The sequence below is a fragment of the Bradyrhizobium prioriisuperbiae genome, assembly GCF_032397745.1.
Classification (GTDB): domain Bacteria; phylum Pseudomonadota; class Alphaproteobacteria; order Rhizobiales; family Xanthobacteraceae; genus Bradyrhizobium_A; species Bradyrhizobium_A prioriisuperbiae.
In genome coordinates, this window is the sequence record NZ_CP135921.1 from 1,788,847 (window position 1) to 1,805,332 (window position 16,486).

Genomic DNA, 16,486 nt, shown 5'->3' on the forward strand with positions numbered 1-16,486 from the left:
GGGGCCGTTCACCCTTCGAGGCGCGCAAGAGCGCGCACCTCAGGATGACGGATAACCTTACCCCACAAGCCGCAAATTCGTGCTGACAGCGCCACAATTCCGGCCCGGCTTCGGCTTGGCGCCGTCGCGATGCAGGGGAACTCTGATGGATGTGGGACACGAACGGTTTTGAAACCCGAACATCCCTGGAGGGGGAAATGTCTGTGCGCATCACGCTGCGAGCCCTCGCTCTCGCTGGCTTCGCCATGTCTGCCACCATCACGGCGGCGGCCGCCAAGCCCACTGTCGACGTCGCCTTCGTGCTCGACACCACCGGCTCGATGAGCGGGCTGATCGAGGGCGCCAAACGCAAGATCTGGTCGATCGCCACCGCGATCGTGGACGCCAATCCCGATGCCACCGTCCGCATGGGCCTTGTCGCCTATCGCGACATCGGCGACGACTATGTCACCAAGAGCTATGCCCTCACCACCGACATCCAGGACCTCTATGCCAACCTGCTGGAGTTGAAGGCGCGCGGCGGCGGCGACTGGCCCGAGAGCGTCAATGAGGCCCTCGATATCGCCGTCAACAAGATGGCATGGACCGAGGGCGCTGACACCACCCGCGTGGTGTTCCTGGTCGGCGACGCCCCGCCGCACATGGATTACCAGCAGGACAAGAAATATCCGGAGACACTCCAAGTCGCGCGGCAGAAGGACATCCTGGTCAACGCCGTGCTTGCCGGCGACGCCCGTGACACCGAGCGGGTGTGGCGCGACATCGCGCAGCGCGGCAACGGCCGCTTCATCCCGATCCCGCAGGACGGCGGCGAGCTGGTGGTGATCGAGACGCCCTATGACGACGAGATCATCATCCTGCAGAAGGAGATCAACGGCACCGTGATCCCCTACGGGCCGAAGGCGCTGCAGAATCGCGTCGAACTGAAGAAACGACAGCTGTCCGAGGTCGCAGCCGCCGCACCCTCGTCGGCCAGCGATATGGCGAGCTACATCAACAAGCGCTCAAAAGTCTCGTCCGAGGCCGTGACCGGCGACGGCGACCTGGTCAGCGACATCGCCAATGGCCGGCAGAAACTCTCTTCAGTGAAGGACGACGAACTGCCCGACGCCTTGCGCACCCTGGCGCCGGAACAGCGCGCCGCCGCCGTCGAGAAAAACACGGCGCAGCGCAAGCAGCTCAACGAGAAACTCGCAGCGCTGGTGATGAAGCGCGACAAATACGTCGCCGAACAGAAGAGCAAGACCCCGGCCAAGGCGTCGTCATTCGATCGGGTGGTGGAGGATACGCTGAAGGCCCAGATCAAGCGGTGACTTTGTCCACGATGGAATGATGTTTCGCCCGGCTCCCTCCCCCCTTGTGGGGGAGGGCTGGGGAGGGGGGTGCGCTACGAATCTCGAACTGAGAGATGCGCAACGCAGCCCAACCTTTCGCCCTGCGGATCTGTCGTTACCCCCCTCCCTAACCCTCCCCCACAAGGGGGGAGGGAACGACTCGTTGCCAATGCACAGGCGATGAAGAAACCAACTTTCGCGCCATCAAAATCTAGTGGCCTTCACACCCTCGGATAGTTCCTCTGCACCCTTCCCCGCTACCAATTATCACTTGGCGGGCCCGCAAAAATCGGCAATGTGACCCCATGAACGAGACAGCCCCCAAGGCCCGTGCCGCCATCATTCCCGTCACGCTGTTCGAGCAGAACTGCACGCTGCTGTGGTGCGAAACCACCAAGCGCGCGGTGGTGGTCGATCCCGGCGGCGACGTGCCGAAGATCCGGGACGCCATCGCGCAATCCGGTGTGACGGTGGAGAAGATCTGGCTCACCCATGGCCACATCGACCATGTCGGCGGCGCCGCCGAGCTGCGCGACGCCTTGAGCGTGCCGATCGAGGGCCCGCATATCGCCGACAAATACCTGCTCGACAATGTGGTTGGAAGCGGCGCCAATTTCGGCATGACCGGCGTGCGCAATTTTACCCCCGATCGCTGGCTCGATGAAGGCGAAAACGTCAGTGTCGGCGAACTGACCTTCGACATCCTGCATTGCCCGGGGCACTCGCCCGGCAGCGTGGTGTTTTTCAATCCGGCCATGCGTTTCGCGCTGATGGGCGACGTGCTGTTCAACGGCTCGGTCGGCCGCACTGACTTGCCCGGCGGCAGCCATGCGACGCTGATCAAGTCGATCACCGAAAAGATTCTGCCGCTCGGTGACGATGTCGGCTTCATCTGCGGCCACGGCCCGGGCTCCAGCATCGGCGACGAACGCCGCAGCAATCCGTTCCTGACCGGCGAAGCCTGAGGTCTCTGGCGCTGCTCCCCCGCGTGCAGTAGCATCCGCGCCTTTCCAGATCGCGGGACTTCACTCATGCCAATTTCATCCGTTCATTCGTCACGCGTGCGGCTTCTGTCGGCAGCCGTTTTCGGCTTTCTCCTGGCCTTCGCCACAACGCCGGCCTCCGCGCAATGCGACCCATGGATCTGCTCGAATCCGTATGGACCCTGGCAGAACAGGCTTCCGCCTCAGGCCCAGGCAGAGCCGCTTTGCGTGCTCGACCCGGTCGTCTGGGTCAATACGAAATCCCACGTCTATTATGCCGCCGGTTCGAGCGGGTACGGCCACGGCAGATCCGGCGCCTACATGTGCGAGGCCGATGCGAAATCGGCCGGCAACCGGGCAGCGCCACGCTGATCACATCACAGGATTTTCAATCATGCATAGGTCATTGATTCATTCCACGGCAGCAGCCGTCGGCGGCGTTTTTTTCGCTCTGGCCCCGATGCCGTCATCCGCGCAGGAGTGCGACCCGGACGTGTGCGCCAATCCGTGGGCTAATCAGGCGCTCATTATCAGGCTTCCACCCCAGGCGCGCGCGGAGCCGCTTTGCTTGTTCGAGCCGGTGGTTTGGGTCAACACCAAGTCGCACGCCTACCATGTCGCCGGATCGCGCAGTTACGGCCACGGCAGATACGGCGTCTACATGTGCGAGGCCGAGGCAAAATCCGCCGGTTACCGGGCCGGATCGCGCTGAACGCAATCCGGTCCTGGCCGGCGAAATGCTCTATGGTAAAGACGGCATGGCGAGGATCTCGATTTTGGTCCCGGCCGAGCCATCCGGATCGCCGTTGAAGGTCTCGAACGCCACCCACTTGCCGTCGCGCGACACCGAGGGCGCGCCGTCATAGGACGTGCGGGTGGCGCCGATGCGCGTCGGCGGGACGCTGCCGGGCGAGCCGGCGCTCGGGAAGGCCCACAACCCCGAATGATCGAGTTTGCCGTTGTCATCGCCGGAATAGACGATGTAACGCCCATCCGGCGTGAAGCACGCGTCGGACGCCTCCCCCTTGCCGGAGTTGACCACCGTTCGCAGTCCGCTGCCGTCGGGCGCGATGGTGTAGATATCCCACGACGACGAGCCAACGCTGCGTCGCGCCTGAAACACGATCAGGTCGCCGCGCGGCGACCAGTTGGGCTGGCGATCGTCACCGTTCAAGGTGAGTTGCTTCGATTCCTTGCCATCGGTCCTGATCTTCCAGATCGCTCCCGGCGAGCTCTCGGAGCCCCCGAGCGCGTGGGCTTCGAACACGATCCACTGGCCGTCCGGCGAGAACGACGGCTCCCAGCCGACCTTGTCCGTGAACTGGCTCACCTGCCGCACGGCGCCGTTTGCGGTCGCGGTCACCACAAAGATCTGGTCACCGTCATCCGGGTCGGCGGTGAAGACGATCTGGTTGGTCGCCGCATCCCAGCACGACCCGGGCAGGTTCACATTCTGCGCGACCACCATGGAGAGCTTGGTCGGCGCGCCACCGGTCACGTTGACCATCATGATGTCCGAAGCGCCCTTGTTGTAGCCCGAGCGGAAACGGGTGAAGGCGATCTTGCTGCCGTCGGGAGAAAAGCAGGGGTTCTGCAGACTGCCCGTGGTCGAGATCGGAATCACGCCCGGCGCGATGGCGGCGCGCACATCGCCGATGGCGGAGCTTGTGAGACAATCACTCGCGAGCAGAAGAATAGCTGCGGCACTCCATGAAACTTTTACGCAATTCATGCTTAAGCCCTCCCAATTGGGAGGTCGCGCAAAAATTGTCGACGCCCCCTTGCGCGCACAATGATGACGGCAGGCGGTGGCGCTTTCAATCATGCGCGCCGCGTTAGTGATTTGCTCGTTCTGCACGAGTGACGGTCAGCGGCGGTCTCACCGCACTGGCGCAGCGAGCACGGCTTACGCAGACACCGCCGCGGCACGCATCCAGCGCAGACACATCGCGCTGACGCCGATCGACAGCGCGACACAGGCAAGCGCCGCGAACAGCGCGAGATGATCCGAGTCCGTCTGTCCTGATTCCTGGCCGTGCAAGGCAAAGAACACCGCGCCGATCACAGCGACGCCGGCCGCGTTGGCGATCTGGGTGGTGGTGCCGTAAAGGCCGGAGCCTGAGCCTGCGCTGGCCTTGCTGACGGTGGAGAGCACCGCGCTCGACAGCGGCGCCATCACCAGGCCCTGGGCATAGCCAAACACGGCCAGAGGCAGCATCATCACCCAGATACTGGGATGAGCGACCAGCGCAACCGTCAGGGCGATGGCTGCAAGCCCGACAAGCTGCAAGGCGCAGCCTTCGATCAGCACCAGCGTGCCGCGATGCTTCGCCCGCGCGGCGCTGTGGCGCGAGGCGATCACGAAGGTCAGCGCCAATGGCACCATCGCGGCGCCGGATTGCAGCGGCGTGAAAAACAGCGCGGTCTGCATGAACAGCGTCATCACCAGATAGAACGAGAGGTTGGCGAAGAAGAAAAAGAACACCGCGCCGAGACCGCGCATGAAGGCCGGGTCGTCGAGCAAAGCGAGATCGATCAGCGGCATGCCGCCCCGCGCGGCCAGCCGGCGTTCGAACCGCAGGAAGCCGGCGATGACGACGACACCCGCCGCCATCACCAGCCAGACCCAGGGCGCCCAGTGCACATCGCGGCCGAACAGCAGCGGACCTATCACGCCGAGCAGGCCGAGAAACAGGATCATGGCCCCAGGAATATCGAGTTTCGTCCCGGCGCGGCGTGGCGCTGACGGCACCAGCCAGACGGCGGCGGCGATGATCGCAAGGCCGCAGGGCCCATTGACAAAGAACACCGCACGCCAGCCGAGACCGGCCAGATCGATCGACACCAGCAGCCCGCCAAGCAGGAAACCGGCGGCGCCCGCAAGCCCGAGCGCGATGCCGTAAACCGCGAAGGCGCGGCCGCGCGCTTCATCCGAGAACAGCACGTGGATGGTGGCCAGCACCTGCGGCACCATCAGCGCCGCGGTGGCGCCCTGCGCCAGCCGCGCCACGATCAATTCGGGCCCGGATTGCGCAAGGCCACACCACAACGATGTCAGCGTGAAGCCGAGTACGCCTGCGATGAAGGTCGGCTTGGTGCCGAAAATATCACCGAGCCGGCCGCCGGTGACGACGAGGCTGGCGTAACCAATCAGATAGATCGCAATGACGGCTTCGATCTGCGCGGCACTGGCCTTGAGCTCGGTGGCGATGGTCGGCAGCGCCACATTGACGATGAAAGCATCGACGCCGAACATGAACTGGGCCGCGACCACGGTCGCGAGCACCCACCAGCGGCGGGTCTGGTCGATGGCGGGGGACACGATCTGATGCATGCGGAGCCTCGGTCGCGCGCGGGTGGCGAGTGCGGTGAGACTGTGATCTCAGATCGGGGTCATGGGGTCGATTACCCCGGAGGTAATGGGGGGGGGGGCGCGAGCTCGTTATTGTTCGCGAGGCGCCTCAACATTTTCAGTGTCATCGTCCGGCTTTGACCGGACGATCCTGTAGGTGACGCCGGTCATGGCGAGAACGCCGGAGTCGGAAGCGGCGGGCTGTGTCCGCTCATTCTTCACACCAGCCGCGCTCCCGGTTACTGGATCGCCCGGTCGAGCCGGGCGAAGACACTGTGGGGATGATTCGCTCCGCCAAAAACGCAAATGCCCGGCAAGAGCCGGGCATGTCGGAAGAACAATCTCGATGACGCGGTCGACATCAGATCTCAGTGCCGGATCTCACTTCGCAGCCATCGCCAGCAGCATCGGGGACTGGGCGGGGGCGTCCGTGACGATCGGGGAGCCGGTGTAGGAGAACAGGCCGACGTGGGGCAGCTTGCTGTCGGAGGAGCCGGCCAGCGACACATTGCAGAGCAGGAAGGTGAAGGTGAGGATGAAACCGAGCGCCCGCATGATGATCTCCATTGTCCTGTTATCTTGGCCGCGACGTTGTCCGCCGCCCTGTTGGGCATAGTTAATAGTCCTCACCGGTTTCCGGGTGTCTGCGCCCCAAACCCAAAATGGTTTCGTCGGCCCGGAGAATTGTGTCGTCCGGCCGCCGGCGACGAAACATTCGCCGGCCGGGGCCGCATTCGGGCTGGCCCTGGTCAACTGGCCAAAATCGCCTTTCGCGGCGATTTTCGCTAGAATAGGCCCAGACAACGGCCTTGCATGGCAGGTTCGGCCCCGCCGGGACTGGTATCGGCCGGACGCCAGTCATAACTGCGAGTCGAGCCCCTGCCTGAAAGTGAGCGCCCCTTGATCAAGCCCCCCGGCACACTCGACCCCGCCCCCCGCCAATATCCCCCCCCGCGGTCACCCTGGTCCGCCGCTCCGCCCGGGGCCCGGCCGCCGCCCCCGCGGTGGTCTCCTTCGCCGATATCGAGCACTGGCTGCTGCACGAGGCGGCTGTCGAGCGGGACATGCTGCTGTTTTTCGAATCCTTCATCTGGCGGCTGGTGGCCGCCGGCGGCACGATCGCGCGCGTCAGCCTGCATATCGGCACGCTGCATCCGCAGCTGATCGGTTTCGGCTACAACTGGAACATCAATGACGGCTTGTGCGACGAGGTCAAAGTCGCTGAAGCCGCCACCAAGTCGGACAGCTACAAGCTGAACCCGCTCTACCGCGTGTTCGAGCTGGGCGAGACGGTGCGGCGCCGGCCCAACACGCCCGAAGCACTGGCGGAATTTCCGATGATGGCGGAACTCGCCGCCGCCGGCATGACCGACTATGTCGCTATCCCGCTGAGCGGCGCCGGCCATCGCAACGCCATCACCATCGCGACCAAGCATCCCAATGGATTTTCCGAGGCCGGCGAGGCGCGCTTCCAGCACCTGCTCAGCCTGTTCGCCCTGCATGTGGAGCGCTACGGCGCGATGCGGATCTCGGGCAATGCGCTGAACGCCTATCTCGGCCAGAGCGCCTCAGCGAAGGTGCTGAGCGGCTCGATCAAGCGCGGCTCGGGGGAATCGATCCATGCGGTGATCTGGATCTCGGACCTGCGCGGCTTCACGGATCTGTCGGACCGGCTGTCGGGCTCCGACATGCTGACGCTCTTGAACGCCTATTTCGAGGCGATGGCCGGCGCGGTGCTGGCGCATGGCGGCGAGGTGCTGAAGTTCATCGGCGACGGCCTGCTGGCGGTGTTTCCGGTGCAGGGCGACGACGAGATCACGATCGCCGCAAAGGCTGCAATCTCGGCAGCGCGCCAGGCGATCGTCGGACTGGACGCGCTCAACGCCAATGCACCGGCGGAGTTCTCGGACCGGACCAACTGGGAGCAACTGCGCGTCGGCATCGCCCTGCACGAGGGCGAGGTGTTCTTCGGCAACATCGGCTCGCCCGACCGGCTCGATTTCACCGTGATCGGACCGGCGGTCAATGAAGCCAGCCGCGTCGAAGCGCTGCAGAAGGTGCTTGGCCGCAGCATCCTGGTGACCGAGGCGGTGGCCCGCCATCTCGACTGCAAGATGGACCATCTGGGCGAACACACGCTGCGCGGCGTGGCGACACCGATTTCGATCTACAGCCCCGCCGAGGGTCATTCGCCGCGAGAGCTGGGGCTTGCGGCGGCGGGTGCGCCGCGGGGGTAGTCCTGGGGTCGTAGCCCGGCTTGACCTGGCCATCACGCAGAGAAGGTCGAGGCGCTGCGGCATCCACAGCCGTCATGCCCGCGCTTGTCGCGGGCATCCACGACTTAACGGTGACTCAGCAAGGCGTGGATGCCGACACCAAGTGCGGGCATGACGGAGCGGAGAAGATACGCTTGCGCCCATCACGAGGGCCTCCGTTTACTGGATCGCCCGCTTTCCTGTTTAGCCCGGACAGATCACTGACAGGTGTTCGGAGACATAGCTAACACGTCAAAATGGCTGGATTGGTCCTGTTTGGGAGGCCCTTTCCATGCCCTGGCGCGAGGTGTCGGCGATGGATCAACGACGAGAGTTTGTGCTGCTTGCACAGCAAGAGGGAGTGAACCGGCGAGAACTCTGCCGGCAGTTCGGCATCAGTCCATACATCGGCTACAAATGGCTGGCTCGCTGGCAAACGGGCGATCAAGAGCTGGCCGATCGTTCCCGCCGACCGCATGCGATGCCCAAGCGCAGCGACGCTGCAATCGAGGCGCAGGTACTGGCTGTTCGTGACAAGCATCCGGCCTGGGGAGCACGCAAGATTGCCCATTGCCTGAAGCGGGGTGGGCAGACGGTGCCTGTACCGTCCACGGTGCATCAGATCCTGTGTCGGAACGGCCGGATCAAGCCGAGCGAGCATGCGCCGCCAAACCCGGGCCATCGCTTTGAGAAGGAAGCTCCCAATCTGTTGTGGCAGATGGACTTCAAGGGCGACATCTTGCTCACCAGTGGGAGGGAATGCCATCCGCTGACCGTCGTCGATGATCATTCGCGCTATGCTCTGTGCTTGAAGGCTTGCGCCAACGAGCAGCGTCTGACCGTGCAGGAACATCTGACAGCCACCTTTCGCCGTTATGGCCTGCCAGAGGCCTTCTACACCGACAACGGCTCACCCTGGGGCGACACGTCCGGCGTTCATTGGACCGGACTGAAGGTATGGCTGCTCAAGCTCGGCGTCAGGGTGGTGCATGCCAGACCGCGCCATCCGCAGGCCCGCGGCAAGAACGAACGCTTCCATCGCACCCTGAAGGCGGAGGTGTTTGCCATGCGTCGCTTCCGCACCCTGCCGGAAGTCCAACGAGCCTTCGACGCCTGGCGGATGGTCTATAATCTGGAGCGTCCTCATCAGGGGCTCGGCATGAACGTCCCTGCCGATCGCTTCCGGCCCAGTTCCCGCGCCATGCCGCCTCGACTTCCCGAAGTCCAATACGACAGCGGCGACATCGTTCGTAAGGTCTCGTCGACGCGCAGCTACATCTCCTTCAAGGGGCGGATGTGGAAGGTTCCGCAGGCATTCTTTGGTGAGCGCCTCGCTATCAGGCCGCTGGACCGTGACGGGCACTATGGAATCTTCTTTGCCAGTTGGCAGGTCGCAACGTTTGACTTGACCAATGGCCAACCTGTTAGTGATGTGTCCGAACAGGTGTTAGCTATGTCTCCGGGCTAAACATTTCCGCGGGCGATGACAGCTGAGAGTGGGATATCCGCATTTGCAGACCAGTCCTTCGCATAGAACCACGCCGTTGACATCACCCGGCGGATGTTGATCCTGCGTCCACCCTAACATCATCGCGCGCGGCCCCCATGACTCACCCGACACCGAATCTCGAAGCGCTGCTGCCGTCGGGCATTCGCTCGCGTTTGATTCCGGACATCAATGGCCTGACCATGCATGTGCTGGAGGCCGGCTTCGAGAGCGAGGGGCGGCCGGTGATCGTGCTGCTGCACGGCTTTCCGGAACTGGCCTTCAGCTGGCGGCGGGTGATGCCGGCGCTGGCGGCGGCGGGATTCCATGTGATTGCGCCGGACCAGCGCGGTTATGGGCGCACCACCGGATCGGACAACCGCTACGATGTCGAGCTGCGCCCGTTCGGCGCCCTCAATCTGGTGCGCGACGTCCTGGGTCTGCTGGCGGCACTGGGCATCAAATCTGTTGCAACCGTGGTCGGCCATGATTTCGGCTCGATGGTCGCCGCCTACTGCGCACTGCTGCGGCCCGACGTGTTTCGATCGGTGGTGCTGATGAGCGCGCCGTTCGGCGGCCCGCCCGCGCTGCCGTTCGATACGCTGCGCCAGGGACCTGCGGCTCCAGCGCCCGACATCAGCGCTGCACTGGGCGCGCTCGACCCGCCGCGCAAGCATTATCAAGTCTACTACTCGGGCCGGGAGGCCGACGGCGACATGCACGGCGCGCCGCAAGGCGTGCACGATTTCCTGCGCGCCTACTATTATTTCAAGAGCGCCGACTGGCGCGGCAACACGCCCTATCGGCTGGAGTCCTGGACCGCCGGCGAACTGGCGAAACTGCCGACTTACTATGTGATGAATGCCGGCGAGGGCATGGCGGAGACCGTCGCCCATCACATGCCTTCGCGTGAGGAGATCGCCGCGTGCCGCTGGCTGCCCGACACGGAGCTTGCTGTTTACAGCGCGGAGTATCAGCGGACCGGTTTCCAGGGCGGCCTGAACTGGTATCGCTGCCGCTACGTGCCCGAGTTGAACAACGAACTGCAGATCTTCTCCGGCCGCACCATCGACGTGCCGTCCTGCTTCATCGCCGGCGCCAGCGACTGGGGCATCCACCAGCGCCCGCATGATTTCGAACGCATGCAGACCACGGCCTGCACGGCGATGCAGGCCTGCCATCTGATCAACGGCGCCGGGCACTGGGTGCAGCAGGAGCAATCGCAGGCGGTGGCGAAACTGCTGACGGAATTTGCCGCGGCGAATTCGGGCAAGTCGTAGCTGAATCGCAGGGTGGATGAGCGCAGCGATATTCGGGGCAGGCATCGCAAGTTCAATCCCGGATGTCGCTTCGCTCATCCGGGCTACGGGCCTCGGCCACTGCCGGCGCATTGGATGACAACACCTTCAGCCGCGCATTGCTCTTCGACAGCATCGCTTCATCAAGCACGCCGCGCTTCGACGCTTCCAGCACACAATTGAAAATGCGGAAATACTGCGCGCCATCATATGCCACCAGCAGCCAGTCGACGCCGGCATTGAGCGAGGACACCGTCGACTTGCAGATGCCGTGCTGGTAGACGGCGCCCATCACCATGTCGTCGGTCATGATGGGGCCCTGATAGCCCCAGGTGCTGCGGATCAAACCATCGACCAGGCGCTTGGAGTGCGACGCCGGTGTATTGGGATCGACGGCGGTGACAGCGGCGTGGCCGACCATCAGATGCGCGTTGCCGCCGGCCAGCAGGTCGCGGAACGGCACCCAGTCGGTGGCTTCCAGTTCCTCGACCCTAGTGTCGATGCGGGCGGTGAAGTGATGGGTGTCGTCACGGGCGCGACCGAGGCCCGGAAAGTGCTTGATGGTGGCGCCGACATGGGCCGCGTTCAGACCGCGGATGTAATTCGCGGCGATCTCGGTCACTTCAGTGGGATTGCCCGAGATGGCGCGGCGGCCGATCAGGCTGTTGAAGTCGAGGACGTTGTACTGAAGCGGCGGGCGCAGGTCCACCACCGGCGCAAGGTTGATGGTGACGCCGAGCTGCGCCAATTCGCGCCCGTGGGTGGCGCCATACTCCCGCGCTTTTTCTGCGCGTTCTTCCTTCGGCAACTCCGTGAGTGTGGCGAGCGCCGGGAGCGCGGTGAGTTGCGGCGACAGATGCGAGACGATGCCGCCCTCCTGGTCGGCGACCACGACCAGCGGCGGCAGGCCGGCGGTGCGGCGCAGGGCCTGAAGGCCCGCGATCTCGCCGCGGAGATCATCGGCGGTTTTCCCGCGAATGTTGTGATGGGTCACATAAATTCCGCCGATCAATCCCCGGGCCACTAGCGGGGCCACCGCCTCCACCCGTGAATAACCGACAATGAAGTGCTGGCCGAGACGCGCGACATCGGCCTGTTCGGCGCCGAGCACGGCGCGTTTGTCGCCCTGGAACACCGCCTCGGACCGCAGCATTCCCAGCGGCGGTACACACCAGAGCGCGACGAGCAGCCACCGCGCCACCCGGCGCTTGACGACCGTGCGCCCGACCCAACCCCGGCTCAGCCAGAGCAGCAGCACCACGACGCAAGCCATGGGGATCACGAGCATGAGCCGGGACCGCACCCCGGCGAAATACGGCTCATAAAGATTCAAACTCATGGCGACGAGAACGGGCGCCGCCGCCCAAAAAACAACAGCCGTCAAACGAGTCAGCACGGTCCGGACACCCATCATCGCCCCCTTCACGCAGGCGACCAGCCGCCTGCAGCGATGCGAACTAGCGGCAGACTTTGTGTCGAAGACTGGCCGAAAAAGGCATCTGCACAAAATCTGCAAAACAAACCTGAATGTCTGCACGTCCTCGCCGCGGACCGTGCACGCAGCGCCCCCAGGATGGTTCCCGCAAGATCACGCGCGACTCAACCTGGAGCATCACCCATGCCGATTCCGACACGACTTGCGAACGACGGCTGGTGGCTGAACGAACCGGCCATCCCGGTTCGCGGCACGCGGCTCCGTCAACCGGCAGGACCCAGCGACATGAAGATCCTTTCTCTCGAGCCCTTCGTTTTTCCCCTCGACCTCGGCAGGCCCACCAAACTGGCGGTCGCACTCGGTGTCGTGACTCTGGCCGACTGGCTGTTCTATGACCGCGCCATCGGCCTCTCACTGGCGCTGTTCCTGCTGGCGCTGGTGGGGGCCGCTTTGATGGCAAATCGAATGTTGGTTGACTGGCACCGCGCCGGCATCATCGCTGCACTGCTCACTGCCGCGCTTCTGCCGCTGGTCGAGGATCTCAACGCCATCTCGGCGATCTTCGGCATCCTCGGCGTCGCGCTCGTGGTATCGGCGCTCACCAATCCGTTTGCCGGGACCCTGGCGGGTTGGCTCACCAGCCTTCGGCCGCTGCTGCTGACCGGACCGTTTCGCCTGATCCCGGACCTGCTGCGGATGCGACCGCGATCGTTGCAAATGCGGCTGCTGACGGTGTGGGTCGTCCCCATCCTGCTGAGCTGCCTGTTCCTGGGGCTGTTCGTGGCGGCGAATCCGCTGATCGAGTACTGGATCTCGATCATCAATTTGAGTTCGACGACGTCGTACATCAGCGGCCCGCGACTGCTGTTCTGGTTCGCCGTTGCATCGATCGTCTGGCCGCTCATCGCCACCCGCTGGCGTCGGACCAGATCGCGAGAGCGGCGGCCGGATGTCTCCACCATCGCACCGGGGGCGGGATTTGGCCGCGATCTGTTCGGACCTGCCGCGATCCTGCGCTCTCTTGTGTTGTTCAACCTGCTGTTCGCGGTGCAGACGCTGTCCGACCTGACCTATCTCTGGGGCGGCGCCGCCCTGCCCGACGGCATGACATATGCGACCTATGCCCATAACGGCGCCTATCCCTTGATCGTCACCGCGCTGCTGGCCGCAGCTTTCATCCTGGCGGCGACCAGCAATGAGGAGGCGCAACGCTCGCCGCTGATCCGCGCGCTGGTGTTTGTCTGGACCGGCCAGAACGTCCTGCTGGTGATCTCGTCGATGCTGCGGCTCGATCTCTATGTCGAGATCTATGCCCTCACCTATTGGCGGGTGGCGGCCTTCATCTGGATGGGGCTGGTGGCCATCGGTCTTGTCCTGATCGTGGCGCGAATGGCCTTCGACCAGTCGAACCGCTGGCTGATTCTCGCCAATCTGTCGGCGCTCGCTTTGGTCATGTACATCTGCGCGTTCGTCAACTTTCCGGCTGTGATCGCGAATTACAATGTCGCGCACAGCCAGGAAGTATCCGGCAAGGGCGTCGTGCTCGATTTCGATTACCTGATGGCGCTGGGGCCGCAGGCGCTGCCGGCGCTGGACACCTTCAACCAGCGCGGCGTGCCGGGCCCCGGCGTGTTCGGAGCGGATCAGCGGGCCAAACTTGCCGCCCAGCTTGGTGTGGAGCTAAGGTCCTGGCGCGCCTGGAGCTTCCGCAAGTGGCGGCTGCAGCGTTATTTGGATCACCGAGCGAGGCACATGACCGCCTCGTGACGAAGGGAACATCTGGTGGCGCATCGGATTCTGGTGGTCGATGACGATCCGCACATCCGCGAGGTGATCTGCGTGGCGCTGAAGAAGGCGGGACTATCGCCGGTCAGCGCCCGCGATGGCGCGGAGGCGCTGACGCGCTTTGCCGTGGACCAGCCGGACCTGATCATTCTCGACGTGGGCATGCCGGAGGCCGATGGCCTCGACGTGTGCCGGCGCATCCGCAAATCGTCCGATGTGCCGATCCTGTTCCTGTCGGCGCGCGACGATGAAATCGATCGCGTGCTGGGGCTGGAGATCGGCGGCGACGATTATGTCACCAAGCCGTTCAGCCCGCGCGAGCTGATCGCCCGGGTCAATGTGATCCTGCGACGCGTCGCACGCCGCGACAGCGAAAAGTCCAGCGACGGGCGGCCGATGACGCAAGGCGCGCTGACGATCGAACCGCAGAGCCATTTGGCGCAATTCGACGGCAAGGATCTGGCGCTGACCGCGATCGAATTCGAGATCCTCAGGACCATGATCGCGCGGCCGACCATCGTGTTCACCCGCGACCAGATCATGAGCGCCGCCTATCGGCTGAACATCCAGGTGTCCGACCGCACCATCGACAGCCACATCCGCAACATCCGCTCCAAGCTTGCGGCGCAAGGCTGCGACAGCGCCATCGAAACCGTGCATGGGGTCGGCTTCCGCCTGGGGCGCTGCGAGAGCCGGCAATGAGCTCCGTGCCGATCGGGAGCAAGTGGCGGCCGACGTTGGGCCAGATCATCTTCGCCATGCTGACCACGGTGCTGATGCTGCCGCTGATCGGCCTCTTTATCTTTCGCCTTTATGACAACCAGCTGATCCGCCAGACCGAGTCCGAGCTGATCGCGCAAAGCACCGTGCTGGCCGCGGTGTACGCCCGCGAGGTGGAGGCCAGACTTCCCAACGGCATTACGCTCGGCGTCGAACTCTCCGCCGCGGACAGGCCCGTACCGGATGAATTCTCGCCGATCACCTCCGACCTCGATCTCGCCGGCAACGACCTGCAGGGACGCCGACCGGACGGATTGCCGCCGGCCCACCCGGCGGAGGCGGCTTATCGCGAGATCGGCGCAAAACTGGTGCCGCTGTTGCGCGACACCCAGCGGGTGACGCTGGCGGGTTTTCGGATTCTCGATCCCCAGGGCACGGTGATTGCCGGGCATGAGGAGACCGGCCTGTCGCTGGCGCATGTGGAAGAGGTGGCGGCGGCGCTGAAAGGGCGTTACCGCGGCGCGCTGCGCATCCGCCAGCGCGACAAGCCGCCGCCGCCGATCTATTCCATCAGCCGCGGCACGGGGCTGCGGGTGTTTTCGGCCATGCCGGTGATCGTGCGCGATCATGTCGCCGGGGTGATCTATGCCTCGCGCACCCCCAGCAACATCTTCAAGCATCTCTATGACGAGCGCGGCAAATTCCTGCTCGCGAGTCTTGCGGTGCTCGGCGTGACGCTGGCGATCGGCTTCATCTTCTCGCGCACAATCACCCGGCCCATGCACGAGCTGATCTTGCGCACCGACACCATCGCCCGCGGCGACCCCAACGCGTTCCGGCCGCTGGCGCACTATGGCACCCGCGAGTTCGCGCAGCTGTCGCAGCGGTTCCTCGCGATGGCGGAGCAGCTGTCCCGCCGTTCCTCTTCCATCGCCACCTTCGCGGCGCATCTCACCCATGAGCTGAAATCGCCGCTGACTTCGATCAAGGGCGCGGCCGAACTGCTGCAGGATTCCTCGCGTTCGGCCTCGCACGCGCTGACCGAGACGGAGCAGAGCACGTTTCTCGCCAACATCATCGGCGACACCGAGCGCCTGGAGACCATGGCGGCGCGCCTGCGCGAATTGGCGCGGGCGGAAACGCTTAGCCATGATGGCCAAACCACTCTCAGCGAGATCGCTGCCCCGCTGCAACGCCGCTTCGGCCAACTGACGATCGACTGCGACGGCGCGCTGGACCGCGCCATCGGCATCTCCGGCGAGACTGCGCTGATCGTGCTGTCGCACCTGGCTGACAATGCGTCGCGCCACAACGCCAAGACGATGCGGATCGCCGCATCGCCGCAGGCGGCCACACTGGTCATTGTCATCGGCAATGACGGCGACCCCATCTCGGAGCAGAACCGGCAGCGCATTTTCGACGCCTTCTTCACCACACGGCGGGAGAGCGGCGGCACCGGCATGGGCCTGGCCATCGTGCAATCGATGCTACGCGCCCATGGCGGAACCATCCGGCTGTTGCGCCCGGACCAGGGTGTGGCGTTTGAAATCGAGCTGCCGCTGGTGTGAGGGGTGGGCGCACATAGGCGCCAAGGTTCGTGTGCCGAGGCACATCAAAATTTTCTGTGTCATGCCCGCGGAGGCGGGCATCCAGTACACACGGTGTGTATGTGGTAGCGCTGAAATCCTTTTGAAGGCCTGCGATTACTGGGTCCCCGGTCAAGCCGGGGACGACACTGAGTGGGGCGAGATGCTTTCCGTTTTGGCACCCCGCGATGAGATCGTGGGATGCGCCCCCCTTTCACAGATGCGACGTATTTTGCTGTCTATGGTAAGACA

At 64.3% G+C, this 16,486-nt stretch carries 14 protein-coding genes; 10 read left to right on the forward strand and 4 right to left on the reverse strand.

Going from position 1 to position 16,486, the window contains the following annotated elements:
• Positions 1-197 precede the first annotated feature (197 nt).
• From RS897_RS08405 to RS897_RS08420, 4 genes are all read left to right on the forward strand, one after another.
• A complete protein-coding gene (locus tag RS897_RS08405) occupies positions 198-1,313 on the forward strand; it encodes a vWA domain-containing protein (RefSeq protein WP_315836118.1) in 1,116 nt (371 codons plus the stop codon).
• A 326-nt stretch (positions 1,314-1,639) separates the two neighbouring features.
• Entirely contained in the window at positions 1,640-2,299 is a 660-nt protein-coding gene (locus RS897_RS08410) for an MBL fold metallo-hydrolase (RefSeq protein WP_315836119.1), read from the forward strand.
• Between the two features lie 66 nt (positions 2,300-2,365).
• On the forward strand, positions 2,366-2,689 hold the full coding sequence (locus RS897_RS08415) for a hypothetical protein (RefSeq protein WP_315836120.1): 324 nt from the start codon (positions 2,366-2,368) through the stop codon (positions 2,687-2,689).
• Positions 2,690-2,711: 22 nt separating this feature from the next.
• Entirely contained in the window at positions 2,712-3,029 is a 318-nt protein-coding gene (locus tag RS897_RS08420) for a hypothetical protein (protein WP_315836121.1), read from the forward strand.
• Between the two features lie 30 nt (positions 3,030-3,059).
• Here RS897_RS08420 and RS897_RS08425 read toward each other — a convergent pair whose 3' ends face one another.
• From RS897_RS08425 to RS897_RS08435, 3 genes are all read right to left on the reverse strand, one after another.
• Positions 3,060-4,049: a hypothetical protein gene (locus RS897_RS08425; RefSeq protein WP_315836122.1), complete on the reverse strand. Its 990-nt coding sequence runs from the start codon at positions 4,047-4,049 to the stop codon at positions 3,060-3,062.
• A gap of 174 nt (positions 4,050-4,223) precedes the next feature.
• Positions 4,224-5,651: an MFS transporter gene (locus tag RS897_RS08430; protein ID WP_315836123.1), complete on the reverse strand. Its 1,428-nt coding sequence runs from the start codon at positions 5,649-5,651 to the stop codon at positions 4,224-4,226.
• A gap of 399 nt (positions 5,652-6,050) precedes the next feature.
• Positions 6,051-6,224, reverse strand: coding sequence for a hypothetical protein (locus tag RS897_RS08435; RefSeq protein WP_315836124.1), 174 nt, complete (start codon positions 6,222-6,224; stop codon positions 6,051-6,053).
• A 449-nt stretch (positions 6,225-6,673) separates the two neighbouring features.
• Here RS897_RS08435 and RS897_RS08440 point away from each other — a divergent pair, with 449 nt between their 5' ends.
• The 3 genes from RS897_RS08440 to RS897_RS08450 all read left to right on the forward strand — a co-directional run bounded on the left by RS897_RS08440 (position 6,674) and on the right by RS897_RS08450 (position 10,690).
• The gene (locus tag RS897_RS08440; RefSeq protein ID WP_315836125.1) at positions 6,674-7,906 is read left to right on the forward strand and encodes an adenylate/guanylate cyclase domain-containing protein; all 1,233 of its coding nucleotides are present in this window, start codon (positions 6,674-6,676) and stop codon (positions 7,904-7,906) included.
• Positions 7,907-8,216: 310 nt separating this feature from the next.
• Positions 8,217-9,392 carry an IS481 family transposase gene (locus RS897_RS08445; RefSeq protein ID WP_315831254.1) on the forward strand — a complete coding sequence of 392 codons (1,176 nt, stop codon included), beginning with the start codon at positions 8,217-8,219 and terminating at the stop codon, positions 9,390-9,392.
• A 137-nt stretch (positions 9,393-9,529) separates the two neighbouring features.
• Positions 9,530-10,690, forward strand: coding sequence for an alpha/beta hydrolase (locus tag RS897_RS08450; RefSeq protein ID WP_315836126.1), 1,161 nt, complete (start codon positions 9,530-9,532; stop codon positions 10,688-10,690).
• A 52-nt stretch (positions 10,691-10,742) separates the two neighbouring features.
• Here the strand turns inward: RS897_RS08450 and RS897_RS08455 are convergent, their stop codons facing one another.
• The gene (locus RS897_RS08455; RefSeq protein ID WP_315836127.1) at positions 10,743-11,996 is read right to left on the reverse strand and encodes a glycoside hydrolase family 3 N-terminal domain-containing protein; all 1,254 of its coding nucleotides are present in this window, start codon (positions 11,994-11,996) and stop codon (positions 10,743-10,745) included.
• A gap of 432 nt (positions 11,997-12,428) precedes the next feature.
• Between RS897_RS08455 and RS897_RS08460 the strand changes: the two genes are divergently transcribed.
• From RS897_RS08460 to RS897_RS08470, 3 genes are read left to right on the forward strand one after another with little or no spacing between them, the layout of a single operon-like run.
• A complete protein-coding gene (locus tag RS897_RS08460) occupies positions 12,429-13,910 on the forward strand; it encodes a DUF4153 domain-containing protein (RefSeq protein WP_315836128.1) in 1,482 nt (493 codons plus the stop codon).
• Between the two features lie 15 nt (positions 13,911-13,925).
• A complete protein-coding gene (locus RS897_RS08465; protein ID WP_315836129.1) occupies positions 13,926-14,630 on the forward strand; it encodes a response regulator transcription factor in 705 nt (234 codons plus the stop codon).
• Entirely contained in the window at positions 14,627-16,216 is a 1,590-nt protein-coding gene (locus RS897_RS08470; RefSeq protein ID WP_315836130.1) for an ATP-binding protein, read from the forward strand. Before RS897_RS08465 ends, RS897_RS08470 begins: the two co-directional genes overlap by 4 nt.
• The last annotated feature ends 270 nt before the right edge of the window (positions 16,217-16,486 follow it).

Excerpts from the sequence above, each read along its gene's own strand:
- RS897_RS08405 (WP_315836118.1), top strand. The coding sequence starts at position 198 with ATGTCTGTGCGCATCACGCTGCGAGCCCTCGCTCTCGCTGGCTTCGCC.
- RS897_RS08410 (WP_315836119.1), top strand. The coding sequence starts at position 1,640 with ATGAACGAGACAGCCCCCAAGGCCCGTGCCGCCATCATTCCCGTCACG.
- RS897_RS08415 (WP_315836120.1), top strand. The coding sequence starts at position 2,366 with ATGCCAATTTCATCCGTTCATTCGTCACGCGTGCGGCTTCTGTCGGCA.
- RS897_RS08420 (WP_315836121.1), top strand. The coding sequence starts at position 2,712 with ATGCATAGGTCATTGATTCATTCCACGGCAGCAGCCGTCGGCGGCGTT.
- RS897_RS08425 (WP_315836122.1), bottom strand. The coding sequence starts at position 4,049 with ATGAATTGCGTAAAAGTTTCATGGAGTGCCGCAGCTATTCTTCTGCTC.
- RS897_RS08430 (WP_315836123.1), bottom strand. The coding sequence starts at position 5,651 with ATGCATCAGATCGTGTCCCCCGCCATCGACCAGACCCGCCGCTGGTGG.
- RS897_RS08435 (WP_315836124.1), bottom strand. The coding sequence starts at position 6,224 with ATGCGGGCGCTCGGTTTCATCCTCACCTTCACCTTCCTGCTCTGCAAT.
- RS897_RS08445 (WP_315831254.1), top strand. The coding sequence starts at position 8,217 with ATGCCCTGGCGCGAGGTGTCGGCGATGGATCAACGACGAGAGTTTGTG.
- RS897_RS08450 (WP_315836126.1), top strand. The coding sequence starts at position 9,530 with ATGACTCACCCGACACCGAATCTCGAAGCGCTGCTGCCGTCGGGCATT.
- RS897_RS08455 (WP_315836127.1), bottom strand. The coding sequence starts at position 11,996 with ATGCTCGTGATCCCCATGGCTTGCGTCGTGGTGCTGCTGCTCTGGCTG.
- RS897_RS08460 (WP_315836128.1), top strand. The coding sequence starts at position 12,429 with ATGAAGATCCTTTCTCTCGAGCCCTTCGTTTTTCCCCTCGACCTCGGC.
- RS897_RS08470 (WP_315836130.1), top strand. The coding sequence starts at position 14,627 with ATGAGCTCCGTGCCGATCGGGAGCAAGTGGCGGCCGACGTTGGGCCAG.